A 15,224-nucleotide genomic window follows, 5' to 3' on the forward strand; every position below is an offset into this window, starting at 1 on the left:
AAAAAAGGGAAGATTTCTCCTCCCTTTTTGAGCTTTATTTCAGTTGCACATTTAATTCAGTGCTATCTTTTCTGTATTTCAATCTTCGTATTTGAAATTATTCTCCTTGTGCAAGCGAATAGCCTCTTACCCCATCAAAGGTGTATAAGTGCTCTGTCTTGATAAAGTCAAAGCCTAAAGCCTTGATTTGAGTCAATAATTCCAAAATGTGGTTATGCGATAATACTTTTTGGTCTGCCGTCTTGAATCGACATCTCCAGTGATCAGTACAGAAAGTCTCTCTAAGTCCTTCTGGGAATACCTTAACTCCACGATTGGTGATAAGATGCAATTGCAAACCATCCGCATTGGCTTTTCGAAGGCGCTCTCCGATGATATTTGGATTACGATTATCCTCATCCCAATCAATAAATACATCTACTCCGACCAATTCCTTCTTAGCCTTAGGCTTTTTGGTCAAGGTGATATTCATTGGCTCAGTAGCATCTTCACCAAAGACAGCAGGAGTCATTTTCTCAGGCTTTTGGCCAAGGCGCTCGATAACGGCATCAGCAAATTCCTTTGTAGAGGCTTTTTTGGAAGAAAGTCCCTCTTGGAAAATATCGCCAGTGTGAATTCCATCTTCCAAAGTCTTCATCCAAGCATTGGAAATCTTCTCGGCTACATCCGGCTGACCAATGTGTACCAACATCATGATGGCTCCATTCAGCAAACCGGAAGGATTGGCTATATCCATACCTGCGATATCGGGAGCCGAACCGTGAATTGCTTCAAACATGGCCACCTCAGCACCCACGTTGGCAGATCCTCCAAGACCTACAGATCCTGTCACCTGAGCAGCTACATCGGAAATGATATCTCCGTATAGGTTTAGAGTCACCACCACATCAAAAGTCTCCGGTTTATCCGCAATCAAAGCGGTACCGATATCGATGATCTTGTGATCGGACTGAATCTCTGGATATTCTTTGGCGATTTCATCAAATTTCTTGTGGAACAAACCATCGGAAAGCTTCATGATATTGTCCTTGGTCATACAAGTCACCTTCTTGCGACCGTATTTCTTGGCATATTCGAAAGCATAGCGAATGATTTTTTCGGAACCTGGCTCAGAGATCAATTTAAGAGTCTGATACACTTCCTCTGTCTGTCTGTGCTCGATACCCGCGTATAGATCTTCCTCATTTTCACGGATAATAACCATATCCGTCTTAGGGAAGTGAGTCTTTACAAAGGGAGAAAAAGCCTTACATGGACGCACATTGGCATACAATCCAAAAGACTTCCGAGTAGTCACGTTCAAGGACTTGAAACCTCCACCTTGAGGAGTGGTGATCGGCGACTTCAAAAAGACTTTGGTTTCGCGAAGTGAGTCAATGGCTTTGGGCTCCATTCCTGAGGAAATCCCCTTCAAGTACACCTTTTCACCAATTTCGATCACGTCATATTCCAACTGAGCACCGGCAGCATCGAGTATTCTCAATGTAGCGTCCATGATTTCTGGACCAATTCCATCCCCGTATGCTACGGTTATCTTTCTTTTTGAAGACATATATTTTGAGGTTTTGATTAAAATTTCGTTCCGCAAAAGTAAGGAAAAAATGCTGTACCACGCCCTGAAATACCTAAATTGAATTTATATCTTGGATAAATTTAGGTTTGTATTCCCTACGATTTTTGGATTTTTCCAAGACTCCATTTGGGATTGAATACCCGAGACGTATATTTGTTTTCTACAGAACAAGAAGCTTATGGACCACTTTAAAAATATCCTAGCCGAAACAAAAGATGGAATTCTTTACCTCACCATCAATCGGGAAGATAAAATGAATGCCCTGAATTTTGCCACTTTGGAGGAATTGAGGGAGGTATTTGACACTGTTTTGGAGGACAAATCCATCAAGGCAGTCATTCTCACGGGTGCAGGTGAAAAGGCCTTTGTAGCCGGGGCAGACATCAGTGAAATCGCCGAGCTTAACGAGGTGAATGCACGGAAATTTGCCGAAAACGGTCAGGAAATTTTTTCTGTGATTGAAAATTGTGAAAAACCGGTAATCGCCGTGACCAATGGCTTTACGCTAGGTGGCGGCTGCGAACTCGCCATGGCCTGTCACATGCGAATTGCTTCAGCAAATGCAAGATTTGGACAGCCCGAAGTAAACTTGGGTATCATTCCAGGATATGGTGGCACCCAGCGATTGACCATTTTGATCGGTAGAGGAAAAGCAAATGAACTCATGATGACCGGCGACATGATCAATGCTGAAGATGCCAGATCGCTCGGGTTGGTCAATCATGTGCTCCCCACCAAAGGAGAAGCCATGGCTAAAGCCGAAGAAATTCTGCACAAAATCATGTCCAAGGCACCCTTGGCGATCGGAATGATCGTGGACTGTGTGAATGCAGTCTATCGCTCGGATGAAAACGGCTATCAAACTGAGGCCAATTCATTTGCCAGATGTGTCAAGTCCGGTGATTACAAAGAGGGCACTTCTGCATTTTTGGAAAAAAGAAAGCCTGTATTCAAAGGCGAATAAGCGGCGAATAGCCTATTCATGAGCAACCTCAAAAAACTAGCCGGTCAGACTGCGATCTATGGTCTCAGCAGTATTTTGGGCCGCTCGATCAATTTTTTACTGATCATCGTCTACACCGCATACCTGAGCAAAAACGCTCTAGGTGCTTTTACAGGTATTTATGCGCTGATTGGATTTTTGAACATCATCTTCACCTACGGGATGGAGACGAGCTTTTTCAGATTTGCTACCGGTAAAAACCTCGATCCAAAGCGGGTCTACAATAATGCCCAAAGTCTCTTGGTTGGGACTTCATTGGTCTTGGGTACGGGCATTTACCTCCTGGCTCCACAACTCGCAAACTGGATGGACTATCCGGGCCAAGCCTATTTATTTCGCTGGATGGCCTTGATTTTGACTTTTGATGCAGTCTTGGCTATCCCTTTTGCGAAGCTAAGACTAGACAATAAAGCCTTGACATTTGCCGCAGCCAAATTGACCAACATTACCTTAAATGTCGGATTCAATTTGCTACTGATTATCGCCATTCCGATGTGGATAGATCAGGGAGTTATTGCCGAAGGATTCTGGGGTTACCGATCGGACTGGGGGGTTGAATACATTCTTTTGGCAAATCTCCTCGCCAATGGCTTGATTATTCCTTTTGTCTGGTGGAAAGCGGGCTTTTTCAGTCCAAAACTGGAAAAAAGCATCCTTCAGCCGATGTGGAAATATGCCTTGCCCCTGCTCTTCATGGGTTTGGCAGGAGTTACCAATGAGTTGGTCTCTCGGCTACTTTTCGAATACATTCTACCCGAAAATTTCTATCCGGGCCTGAGCAGTCGTGATGCAGCTGGAGTCTTTGGCGCCAACTTCAAATTAGCGATACTGATGAATCTAGTCATTCAAGCTTTCAAATATGCAGCCGAGCCATTCTTCTTTCGGGAGTCAGGAAATAAAAATTCTCCAGAACTCTATGCGCGGGTCATGCATGCATTTATCATTTTCTGCAGCCTATTGATGATCGCAATATCTGTCAATCTTGAATGGATGGGACCACTATTTCTTCGAAGTGAAGGCTATGCAGAGGGCTTATACATTGTCCCCGTTTTATTGATGGGATACCTGCTTCTGGGTGTTTATTTCAATCTTTCCATTTGGTTCAAAATCACCGACAAGACTCAATATAGTTTCTGGATCACTTTTATTGGTGCCTTGGTGAGTATTGTAGTCGTGATCCTTTTGGTACCGATTTATGGTTTTATGGGCGCTGCTCTAAGTACCTTGGCCTGTTATGTTGTGATGTCAGTGATTTGCTTTGTTTTTGGTCAAAAGTTTTACCCCATTCCCTATCAGACCGGAAAAGACCTCGCCTATTTGTTGATTGCATTTGGGCTCAGTTATTTGGGATTTTGGTTCAGTACCGAATCCGAAATTCTCTCTTTTTTCCTTAAAAACGCCTTCCTGATTACTTTCATAATCCTGATTCTGGTCCTAGAACGCAAAGAACTCATCCGATTTTTGGCAAAAAAGGGTTAAAAACTCTTATCGAAGGGATGATTTGTCAAGGACTGCTGTTGCAATAATTCAATGCCTTTCGGCAAAAGGCATTATGTTTGTAACTCAAAGAGTAAAGGGAAAAAATCACCGTGCACATTCATAGATTATTGCTTGTTCTGGCACTTCTTTTTTCAGGAAGCATCGCCCAAGGACAAGTCCAAAAAAAACTTTCAAAAAAGGAGCGAAAAATCCAGGAGCAGGAAGCACTGGCAGACCGGAATTTCATCGAGGGCACCAAGCAATTGGCCTTGGGTGAGTTTGAGAAAGCCTTTGTCTATTTGCAGCGAGCCTTGGAGCTAAATCCTGATGAGCCTGCAATTCACTATAAAATCGCAGAAATCTACACCCGCGCCAATGACCCAGAAAAGGCTCTTCCTTATGCGAAGGAGGCTGTAAGACTTGATTCTGAAAATAAATATTACGCCTTGATGGTTGCAGAGATCTACAATAATCTCCAACAACCGCTAAGAGCAGCAGAAATACTCGATCAACTCACTGCCGACGGAGAGAGCAATCAGCAATATAATTTGGACTTAGCTTCCATTTATTTACAAGCTGGGGAATTTGACAAAGCTTTGGTCGTGCTGGATCGTGCAGAGCGGTATTTCGGTGTAATGGAGCCCATTACCCAACAAAAACAGCGAATTTATCTCCGTAAAAACCAACTCGATCAGGCGATTGAGGAAGGTGAGCGCCTGATCGAAGCCAGACCTGGAAATCCTCAATTTGTCTTGGGCTTGGTTGAAATACTATTCAACAACAACCGTCTGGACCAAGCCATTGAATTGGTGAATGAGGAAATTGAAAAGTATCCCAATCAGCCTGAACTTCAAATGGCAGCTTATACCCTACTAAAATCAAAAGGGGATACTGATAAATCCACCGAATATCTGTTTAGCGCATTCGCCAGCCCTGATTTGGACCCGGATTCAAAAGCCAGAGCCTTTGCAGGTATTTTGAATGAAATAAGCACGCCTGAGCGAGAGCGAATTCTAGATTCATTGACTGTTTTGATGCGGGCAGATGAAGCAAATAATGCAGCCATCTATGAAACGCTTGGAGATAGAGAGTCCAAGGAAAAGCGGATTCCAGAAAGTGTAGCGCTGTATAAAAAATCCTTGGATTTGAACCCTTCAAACCCGAGGATTTTAGAGCAAGTCATTCTCAATTCATTTGGAGAAAATGCCGATCTACAAGGCCTGGAAAAATACACCATCATGGGAGTGGACGAATTTCCGGAAAGCCCTCAGTTTTGGTTTTATGATGGTGTGGTCAAATCCGCTTTGCAAAAGGACAGTTCTGCTGTAAAATCCCTCCAAAAAGCCATTGACCTGAACTCCGGGCAAAATGATCAATTGGATCAAGTTGCTTTTGGGTCCTTGGGTAGCTCGCTATACAATCTCGGACAAAAAGACTCCTCCTTTGTCTACTTTGACAAGGCTCTACAAATCAATCCAAATGATGAGCAGGTACTGAATAATTACGCCTACTTCCTCTCCTTGGAAAAGAGAAACTTGGAGAAGGCTAAAGAAATGGCAGCCAAAGTTGTCAAGCGATTTCCAGAAAATGGCACTTTTTTGGATACGTATGCTTGGGTGCTTTTCCAGCTAGGTGAGTATGAGGATGCCTATCTATACATGGAAAAGGCACTTCAAAGCGAAACCGAGCCTAGCGGAGTTCTTTTGGAGCATTTTGGCGATATTTTGTATCATTTGGGCAAAAAATCAGAAGCCATTAGCTATTGGGAAAAAGCAGCTGATAGTCCGGAAGCATCCGAAAAACTACCAATGAAGATTAGAGACAGAAAATATTATGAATAGATTTTTAGGCACCAGCCTGATTCTTTTATTATTGATTTTTTCGGCCAGCTGTGCAAAAAAGGTCATCCCTTACCAATCGGATGGAAGGATGGAAAGCTTTCAGCCCAGCTATCCAAGCTATAATTATTTAAGTGCCCGGGCCAAGGTCATAATCGAAGAAGAGTCTGGAAAAGTCACTCGGGGCACGCTCAGTCTTCGCTCAAAAAAGGATTCAGTCCTTTGGTTTACCATTTCTCCGGGTCTAGGAATGGAAGCAGTAAGGGGCTTGATTACTCAAGAAAAAATCCAAATCAAGGACCGAATCGGAAAAGAGGATATCAACCTGACCTTTGGAGAGTTCAAAAATTATTACGGCTTGGACTTGTCCTTAGACCTTTTCCAAAATATCCTTTGGGCAAATCCTCCATTTCGCTTTGACTACAGTGACCGCTTACTTCGGGTCAAATCTCAATATGAGTTGACGCAAGTGCGAAACCAAGTGAGGTATTTCAGCAAAATCGGAACGGAGAGTGCAAAGGTCATCGAACTGGCGGGAAATTCACTCGACGACAGAGGTTCTTTACTTGCAAGTTTTGATGGATTTCAGGAAGTAGATGGTCAGCCATTCCCTTCCGAGACACTCTACAAACTTGTTTATCAGCTTAGTACAGGATCTCAAAATACTATCTTACATGTGGACTGGACCTCCATCACTTTGGAAGACGAACCATTGAATTTTCCTTTCAAATTTTGATGAAAAACACTTCATATCGACTTTTTCTGATTACCTGCTTAGCCTTGATAAGCATGGCCGCCTTGTCCCCGGTGCAAGCGCAAACTTCACGGACGCGAGCGGATTTGGAACGGGAAAAAGCAGAAATCCAAGCCAAACTGAAGGAATTTGACGCTATTCTTCGGCAGACAACTGCCAATAAAAAAGAAACCATTGGCTCACTTAATGCAGTCACGAGGCAATATCAGACTCAGTCACGCCTAGTCAGCACTCTCGACCGAGAGGTGAAAGTATTGGATAGCGAAATCCAAAAAAATGAGGATGATATCAATCGTCTGGAAAATGACCTGAAGGAATTGAAGGCTGAATATGCCCGGATGATTTACAATTCATCCAAACTCAATCGAAACTTATCCATTGTTGCTTTTGTATTCAGCTCCAATAATTTCAATCAGCTTTACATGCGTTTGAAATACTTGAAGCAATACACAGATAGTAGAAAACAGCAGGCTGCACAAATCCAAGCCCTTAGTCTAGAACTGGCTAAGGAAAAAGAGCAGCTCGAAATCCGAAAGCAGGACAAAGAAAAAATCCTGGCGGAGGCCCAGCGTGAGCGTCAGAAGCTGGAGGCTATGCGGAGAGAGCAACAAGGAATCGTCAATACCCTTACCAAAAAGGAAAAGAGTATCAGAAGTCAAATCACGGCTACCAAAAAACAGCAACAACAACTCGAGTCCATGATCCGTAAAGCTATTGAGGAGGAGATCCGACTAGCTGAGGCGGCTGCTAAAAAAGAAAACAGTACAGCAACCAAAGCTGCAGGTAGCAGTTTACCGATGACTCCTGAAGTAGCGGCACTTTCCAGCTCCTTTGCTGGAAACAGAGGCAGACTCCCATGGCCTGTAGAAACGGGCTTTATTTCCCAAACCTACGGAGACCATCCTCACCCGACATTACGAGGCATTACAGTGCCCAGTGACGGGATCAATATACGGACACAGCCGAATTCAAATGTCAGGACGGTCTTTGACGGAACAGTCGCCAAGGTAGCATCCATGCCCGGCTATGGCGAAACCGTTCTCATCAAACATGGTGAATATTATACCTTGTACACCAAGCTTCAGTCCACTTCTGTAAAAGTTGGTCAAGTTGTCAAGGCAAAAGACGTAATTGGACGAGTAGCTACCAATTCGGATGGAGAAGCCGAAATTCATTTTCAAACCTGGAAAGGTCTTCAGAAAATGGATCCTGCCTCATGGATTTCATCCCGGTAGTGTAAAAATCCGTATATTCAAGAAAAACAATCGAAGAGTCTCATAGCTTCTTTGTCCATGCCAAGGACAATAGTATCTTTGTGGCTACATTTACCCTAAATCAAATTAACTATGGCAACATTGGGTTTCTTTCAAAATATGGGTGGCGGATCGATCGTCCTGATCGTTTTGGTCATTCTTCTCCTATTTGGAGCAAAGCGAATTCCTGAACTAGCTAGAGGTCTTGGACGCGGTATCCGTGAGTTCAAAGACGCTACTAAAGATATTCAAAATGATCTCGAAGAGGGATTGAAGGATAAGAAAAAGTAATTCCTTAATCTCTGTGACGTTGGAAAAATTTATTTCATTCGGGGAAATTCAAAAATCCCTCGAAAAAGGAGAAACGAATTGTCTTTCAATCGTTCAGTACTACCTCAACAACATTCAGACGAAGGCGCACTTAAACGCCTTCGTCGAAGTTTATGAGCAATCAGCTCTTGCCCAAGCAAACCGCGTAGATGCAAAACTTGCAGCCGGAAAGGCTGGCAAACTCGCAGGAATGGTCATTGGCATCAAGGATGTCCTATGCTATGCAGGCCACGAATCCAATGCATCTTCGTCCATCCTACAAGGCTACGAATCACAATACACTTGCACAGCTGTACAACGCCTGATTGATCAAGATGCGATCATAATTGGGCGACTGAACTGTGATGAATTTGGAATGGGCAGTTCCAATGAAAACTCTTCCCATGGAAAAGTCCTGAATGCACTTGATGAATCCCGAGTTCCCGGTGGTTCCTCAGGAGGTTCTGCCGTGGCTGTTCAAGCAAATCTTTGTACCGTCTCACTAGGAACGGACACAGGAGGATCGGTCAGACAGCCAGCAGCTTTCACCGGAGTAATTGGCTCTAAACCAACTTATTCCCGCGTTTCCAGATGGGGATTAATCGCCTATGCTTCTTCTTTTGATACAATCGGCGTTTTTTCTCAAACCATACAAGACAATGCCCTTGTCATGGAAGTGATCGCAGGGCATGATGAGTGGGATAACACTTCCTCTCGAAAGCCAGTACTTCCATACAGTCAACTTTTGCATTTTGACAAGAAGGTAAAGATTGCATATCTGAAAGAAGCTTTGGAGTCTCCCATGCTACAAGCGGAAATCAAAAAAAACACAGAGTCTGTTCTTAAAAATCTTGAATCCGACGGACATCAAGTAGAGGCTGTAGATTTTCCACTTTTAGAATACATTCTCCCGACATACTACATTCTCACTACAGCTGAGGCTAGCTCCAATCTGTCCCGATTTGATGGAGTCAAATATGGATATCGAAGTCCAAATACACATAATCTTGAGTCCATGTACAAGCTCAGCCGCAGCGAGGGCTTCGGTGAGGAAGTGAAGCGAAGGATTATGCTGGGGACTTTTGTTTTGAGTGCCAGCTATTATGATGCGTATTTTACCAAGGCTCAAAAGGTCCGCAGACTGATTAAAGAATTTACCGAGTCACTTTTGGATGATTTTGATTATATTATCATGCCGACTACGCCTACCACGGCGTTTAAATTCGGAGAGCATAGTGATGATCCTGTATCCATGTACTTAGAAGACCTTTTCACCGTGCAGGCTTCAGTTTCTGGAGTACCAGCCATTTCAGTCCCGAATGGTAAAGATCAAAATGGTATGCCAATTGGAATTCAAGTCATCACCAATTCCTTCAAAGAGGCAGATTTATTCTCTTTTTGTAACTATTTGAACCAAAAAACCGAAAAATAAACCATGACGGATCGCAACTTGAAAATATTTATTCTGATTGTTTTCACCTTCAGTCTATCTATTTCTACTGCTTTCCCTCAGGAAAATGAGCTAGTGGCTCCGGATCTTTTTGATGAAAACTTGGTTCAGCCTAATTATCACTACGAATACATCCCTGATTTTACATACGATCTAATCAAGGAGCGTGTAGATAAGATGGACAGCGAAATGTCCTTCGAATTGAACGATCGAATTTTCTCTTTTATCCAATATTTCACCGTCCGAAATCGCGACTACACCAAAATGGTTTTAGCTCGCAAAGACTTATTCTTTCCGCTTTTTGAGGAGACTTTGGCAGAGCATGAAATGCCGGACGACATCAAGTATTTATCCATCATAGAGTCAGGGCTTGACCCTCAAATTCGCTCCCGGGTTGGAGCTATGGGCCTTTGGCAATTTATGCCAGCCACAGGTCGAATGTATGGTATGGATATCAATTGGGATATTGATGAGCGAATGGATCCTGAACAATCCACCGAAGCAGCTGCCAAATACCTAAAATCCCTGTATCGAATGTTTGGGGATTGGGAATTGGCACTCGCAGCTTACAATTGCGGTCCTGGAAACGTGAGAAAAGCCATCAGAAGATCCGGAGGCAAAAAGAAATTCTGGGAAATCTATAACTACCTGCCTCGAGAAACTCGTGGTTATGTTCCTCAATTTCAAGCGATGATGTATATCCTTCGGCATTTAGATGCGCACAATCTACATCTCGAAGAACCCACTTATTCCTTCGCTACTGAATCCATTCGATTTGAAAGAGCCTTTACCTTGGACAAGCTTTCAGAGCTTACCAACCTTTGTCTTAGCGATCTGGAAAAGCTAAATCCTGCCGTAAAACGTAGAAAAATACCCGAGAGCCACAAAAGCATGGCTATCCGTGTTCCTGTCAATCAGGCAAATTTTGTAAAAGAAAACTTTGCTTGGATCGCTGATTCTTTGGGAAATGAGCTTCGCCCACTACTTGCAAGCGATAAACTCATTTACCGATCCGAAGATGAAAAACTGGACGAAATCGAGCGAAATACCATCACTTATCGCGTGCAAAGCGGAGATAATCTTGGGAAAATCGCGCAAAACTATCGCGTATCCGTTTCTCAAATCAAGGAATGGAACAACCTTTCCTCCAATCTGATACGAGTTGGACAGCGGCTTACATTGCACGCTCCTGAAGGTGCCGCTCCGTCAAGAACCATTGCAAAAGTTCAAACCAATTCGAACGGTCAAAAAACCTATGTCGTACAACCGGGAGATTCACTTTGGATCATTTCTCGGCGATTTGCAGGACTGACCGTAGACCAGTTGAAAAGACTGAACAACCTGAACTCCACTCAAATCAAGCCGGGACAACGACTCATCATTGGTTAATTTGACTGAGTTCACTCCCTAATTCTGTTAATTTTTTTTAACAAAATCCAAAAGTTCATAAGGGATTGAGTTTTCCCCTCGGAAAGTATTTATTTTACTTCCAACCAAATAAAACCAAACAACTTAATGAAGCCTCTTCTGAGATTTAGTATGTTCATACTTGGAGCAGTGATGTTTTTTGCATGTGATGCAAATGGCCCACTCTCCGAAAACACCAAACCCAAAGCCCGGGGTGCCATTGGCGAAATCATTCTAGTCATTGACTCGGCGAAATACGCTGGCCCAGTGGGTGACGCGTTGAAAAACATTTTTGAAGCGGATATGCCCGGAATGATCCGCTCCGAAAGCAAATTCAAGGTGAATACCGTGGACCCTCGAGCAATGACCCGAATGCTGAAGATGTCAACCAATTTGGTTTACGTCACCACTTTCGACGATAAGGGTTCGGCTAGTCAGGTGATCAATGCACAGTTTTCTAAAGAATCCAAAGAGAAAGCGCTGAATGACCCGTCCATTTATTCCCTACGAGTAGAAGATGAATATGCGGTAGGACAGGAAGTACTTTATCTTTTTGGAAACAATGAGGAGCAACTTGTAACCAACTTGAAAAAGAATTCAGACCGCCTTCAAAATCTTTTTGAAGTACGGGAAAGAGGACGTTTGGAAAGCATTATTCTAGCAAGGAAAAATACAGCTGCCAATGCTGAGGCAGAAAAAAACCTAGGAATCCAGATCAACGTCCCTGCTTCTTACCAAGTCGCGAAGAGCCAACCAGGATTTCTGTGGCTCCGACAACCTACTCCTACCGAAAGAAGGCCTGATATCAGCCTGATTTTTCATGTAGAAGATTATGTCTCTGAGGAGCAAACATTCCCAGAGAACATCCTGGCTCTCAGGGACTCTATCACAAGACAACATGTCTTTGGAGACCCTGAAGATCCTACCTCTTATGTAGTAACTGAAAAACAAATCCCTCCAGCTTTCCGAAACATGGTGATAAATGATAATTTTACCACCGAAATCAGAGCCTCTTGGAGGACCAACAATATCAGCATGGGTGGAACCTACCTGGGATACCTGATGGTAGATCAGGAAAAAGGTAAACTTTATTATCTGGAAGGATTTGTGTACTACCCAAATGAAGTACACAGAGATGCTCTCAGAGAAATAGAGACCATTCTTCTCAATACGGATATTAGTTGGGTACCCGAGCAAGGCTCTTAAGTACCCAACTAACCCCATTTTTATGGCCATCAAAATCCGGAAAGAAGACGCCCTGAATTACCATACACAGGGTTCACCTGGTAAAATCGAAGTAATCCCTTCCAAGCCGCTTTCGAGTCAAATGGACTTGGCGCTTGCTTATTCACCTGGAGTAGCAGAGCCTTGCAAAGAGATCGAAGCAAACGTAGAGAACGTCTACAAATACACTGCAAAGGGCAATTTGGTAGCTGTCATATCTAATGGAACAGCCGTCTTGGGCCTTGGAAACATCGGTCCTGAAGCATCCAAACCCGTCATGGAGGGAAAAGGAGTCCTTTTTAAGAAATTTGCAGGTATCGACGTTTTCGATATCGAGATCAACGAAAATGACCCTAAAAAGCTCATCGATATCATCAAGTCTCTTGAGCCGACTTTTGGCGGCGTCAACTTGGAAGATATCAAGGCTCCGGAATGCTTTGAAATAGAGCAAACCCTCAAAAAAGAGATGAAAATCCCGGTCATGCATGATGATCAGCATGGAACCGCGATTATTTCTGGGGCAGCACTTTTGAATGCCCTTGAGCTCGTCGAGAAAGATATTACTAAGATCAAACTCGTAGTCAACGGAGCCGGTGCTTCAGCCGTTTCCTGTACGCGTTTTTACATGTCCCTTGGTGTCAAGCGTGAAAATGTCGTCATGTGTGACAAAGAGGGAGTCATTCGATCTGACCGCGACAATCTAGATAGCATAAAAGCAGAATTCTCTACCGATCGGGATATTCACACCCTTTCTGATGCGATGAGCGGTGCAGATGTTTTCTTGGGACTTTCCGCTGGGAATGTAGTTTCCCAGGACCAAATCAAGCTGATGGCTCCTAATCCGATCGTTTTTGCATTGGCAAATCCAGATCCGGAAATCGCCTATGATTTGGCAATCGCTGCTAGAGAAGATGTCATCATGGCAACAGGTCGTTCTGACCATCCTAATCAAGTAAATAATGTTCTTGGATTCCCGTATATCTTCCGAGGAGCACTAGACGTTCGATCTACCGCCATTAACGAAGACATGAAGCTTGCGGCAGCGAAGGCGATCGCCAAACTAGCCAAAGAACCTGTCCCGGATATCGTAACCAAAGCATACGGAGAAGCAAATCTGGGTTTTGGCAGAATGTACCTTATTCCAAAGCCTCTTGATCCAAGACTCATTACTACTATCGCCCCTGCAGTAGCGAAAGCAGCCATTGATTCAGGAGTAGCCCGTAAAAGCATCACCGACTGGGATGCTTACGAATTAGAGCTACAAGAACGAATCGGTATCGATCAGCGATTGATGTCTGTCGTTATTGCGCGAGCGAAGAAGGATCCGAAGCGAGTAGTTTTCGCAGAAGCCGACAACCGCAAGATCTTGAAGGCTGCCCAAATCATCCGTGATGAAAAGATTGCACAACCGATCCTTCTTGGAAATAAGGAAAAAATTCTAGCCCTGATTCAAGAGAATTCTCTGGATTTAGAACATGTCACTATCATTGATCCTCTGGAAGAAACTGAAAAACTTGATCAGTTTACCAAGGTGCTTTATGATAAGCGAAAGCGAAAAGGAATGACGCTGACGGATGCTTCTCGATTGGTAACTCAGAGAAACTACTTTGGAGCCATGATGGTAGAGGTAGGCCTCGCGGATGCATTCATTTCAGGTTTGACTAGAGATTATCCGAAAACGATTTTGCCATCACTTCATACCATCGGAGTAAAGCCTGAGGCGAAGCGAGTAGCCGGAATGTATATCATGAATACAGACAAAGGTCCTTACTTCTTTGCTGACACGACTGTCAATCTAAATCCAAGTGTGGAAGAGTTGGTCGACATCATCGGGTTGACAGCAGAGGCTGTGAAGTTCTTTAATGTACAGCCACGAGTGGCCATGCTTTCCTACTCCAACTTTGGCTCAGCTCAGGGAGATATCCCTGTAAAAATGGCGAAAGCAACGGCACTTGCCAAAGAGAGATATCCTGATCTCATCATAGAAGGGGAAATGCAAGCCAACGTCGCAATCAATGACGAGATACAAAAAGAGATTTATCCTTTCTCTCAATTGATCAATCGACGAGCTAACACCTTGATTTTCCCAGATCTAGCTTCAGGCAACATCGCCTACAAGCTACTTTCGGAGCTTGGAAACGCAGAGGCAATCGGTCCTATTCTTCTTGGTATGAATAAGCCAGTTCATATCCTTCAATTAGGTAGTTCAATCCGAGAAATCGTGAATATGGTTGCTATCGCTGTAGTGGACGCACAAACAGCCCAATCATGATTGCCTATCTTCAGGGAAAATTAGCATTCAAAGACCCCACCTACGTCCTCATCGACGTGGGTGGGATTGGCTATGAGGTCAAAATCTCCCTGCAGACCTACAGTAAAATCAAAGATCAGGAAGCCATACGTCTACACACTTACCTACACATCAAAGAAGATGCACACACCTTGTATGGCTTTTGGGAAGAAAGTGAAAAGCGTCTTTTCTTACTCCTGATCAGCATTAGTGGTGTGGGACCCAATACCGGTTTGATGATCTTATCCTCAATGAGTACTGAAGAGGTGGAAAATGCGATCCTCTCGGGGGATGTGGCATCTATACAACAAGTGAAAGGTATTGGATTGAAGACCGCACAAAGGGTGATTCTAGAACTCAAGGATAAGATTAGCAAATCAACCGCAACTGGTGCCGGACAGCAAATTGGCTTCCTCAAATCAAGCAATAAAGTCCGAGAAGAAGCGTTACAAGCCTTATTGACTCTTGGTTTTCCTAAAGCTGCCGCTGAAAAGAATATCAACCAAGTACTCAAAAAAACCGATGGAGAAATTTCTTTAGAAGATTTAATTAAAGCATCTTTAAAGACATCATAATCAAAACTTGGATTGAACTTTCGGACAATACTGACTTTTTGCAGGGAAAGATCTCTGGTTAGTTGGCCT

12 protein-coding genes are annotated in these 15,224 nt (G+C 43.6%); 11 read left to right on the plus strand and 1 reads right to left on the minus strand.

Annotated elements, in window-relative coordinates; genetic code table 11:
- Positions 1 to 97: 97 nt before the first annotated feature.
- Positions 98 to 1,552, minus strand: a complete 1,455-nt coding sequence (locus CDH51_RS07445) for an NADP-dependent isocitrate dehydrogenase (RefSeq protein ID WP_100628071.1) — start codon at positions 1,550 to 1,552, stop codon at positions 98 to 100.
- 199 nt (positions 1,553 to 1,751) lie between these two features.
- Between CDH51_RS07445 and CDH51_RS07450 the strand changes: the two genes are divergently transcribed.
- The 11 genes from CDH51_RS07450 to ruvA all read left to right on the plus strand — a co-directional run bounded on the left by CDH51_RS07450 (position 1,752) and on the right by ruvA (position 15,155).
- Positions 1,752 to 2,537 (plus strand): enoyl-CoA hydratase/isomerase family protein, encoded by a 786-nt coding sequence (locus CDH51_RS07450; protein WP_100628072.1) that lies wholly within the window; start codon positions 1,752 to 1,754, stop codon positions 2,535 to 2,537.
- 18 nt (positions 2,538 to 2,555) lie between these two features.
- Complete coding sequence (locus CDH51_RS07455; RefSeq protein WP_100628073.1) at positions 2,556 to 4,055, plus strand: lipopolysaccharide biosynthesis protein; 1,500 nt, start codon at positions 2,556 to 2,558, stop codon at positions 4,053 to 4,055.
- A 110-nt stretch (positions 4,056 to 4,165) separates the two neighbouring features.
- On the plus strand, positions 4,166 to 5,896 hold the full coding sequence (locus tag CDH51_RS07460; RefSeq protein ID WP_100628074.1) for a tetratricopeptide repeat protein: 1,731 nt from the start codon (positions 4,166 to 4,168) through the stop codon (positions 5,894 to 5,896).
- A complete protein-coding gene (locus CDH51_RS07465; protein WP_100628075.1) occupies positions 5,889 to 6,629 on the plus strand; it encodes a DUF4292 domain-containing protein in 741 nt (246 codons plus the stop codon). Before CDH51_RS07460 ends, CDH51_RS07465 begins: the two co-directional genes overlap by 8 nt.
- Positions 6,629 to 7,882 (plus strand): murein hydrolase activator EnvC family protein, encoded by a 1,254-nt coding sequence (locus CDH51_RS07470; RefSeq protein ID WP_100628076.1) that lies wholly within the window; start codon positions 6,629 to 6,631, stop codon positions 7,880 to 7,882. Before CDH51_RS07465 ends, CDH51_RS07470 begins: the two co-directional genes overlap by 1 nt.
- Positions 7,883 to 7,993: 111 nt before the next feature.
- The gene (gene tatA / locus CDH51_RS07475; protein WP_024285007.1) at positions 7,994 to 8,191 is read left to right on the plus strand and encodes a twin-arginine translocase TatA/TatE family subunit; all 198 of its coding nucleotides are present in this window, start codon (positions 7,994 to 7,996) and stop codon (positions 8,189 to 8,191) included.
- A 19-nt stretch (positions 8,192 to 8,210) separates the two neighbouring features.
- Complete coding sequence (gene gatA / locus CDH51_RS07480; protein WP_100628077.1) at positions 8,211 to 9,641, plus strand: Asp-tRNA(Asn)/Glu-tRNA(Gln) amidotransferase subunit GatA; 1,431 nt, start codon at positions 8,211 to 8,213, stop codon at positions 9,639 to 9,641.
- A gap of 3 nt (positions 9,642 to 9,644) precedes the next feature.
- The gene (locus CDH51_RS07485; protein WP_100628078.1) at positions 9,645 to 11,048 is read left to right on the plus strand and encodes a lytic transglycosylase domain-containing protein; all 1,404 of its coding nucleotides are present in this window, start codon (positions 9,645 to 9,647) and stop codon (positions 11,046 to 11,048) included.
- A gap of 126 nt (positions 11,049 to 11,174) precedes the next feature.
- A complete protein-coding gene (locus CDH51_RS07490) occupies positions 11,175 to 12,272 on the plus strand; it encodes a DUF4837 family protein (RefSeq protein ID WP_100628079.1) in 1,098 nt (365 codons plus the stop codon).
- Positions 12,273 to 12,294: 22 nt separating this feature from the next.
- Entirely contained in the window at positions 12,295 to 14,562 is a 2,268-nt protein-coding gene (locus CDH51_RS07495; RefSeq protein WP_100628080.1) for an NADP-dependent malic enzyme, read from the plus strand.
- A complete protein-coding gene (gene ruvA, locus CDH51_RS07500) occupies positions 14,559 to 15,155 on the plus strand; it encodes a Holliday junction branch migration protein RuvA (protein WP_100628081.1) in 597 nt (198 codons plus the stop codon). Before CDH51_RS07495 ends, ruvA begins: the two co-directional genes overlap by 4 nt.
- Positions 15,156 to 15,224: the final 69 nt, after the last annotated feature.

Origin of the sequence: Algoriphagus formosus, from assembly GCF_002807035.1 — a bacterium.
Taxonomy (GTDB): Bacteria; Bacteroidota; Bacteroidia; order Cytophagales; family Cyclobacteriaceae; genus Algoriphagus; species Algoriphagus formosus.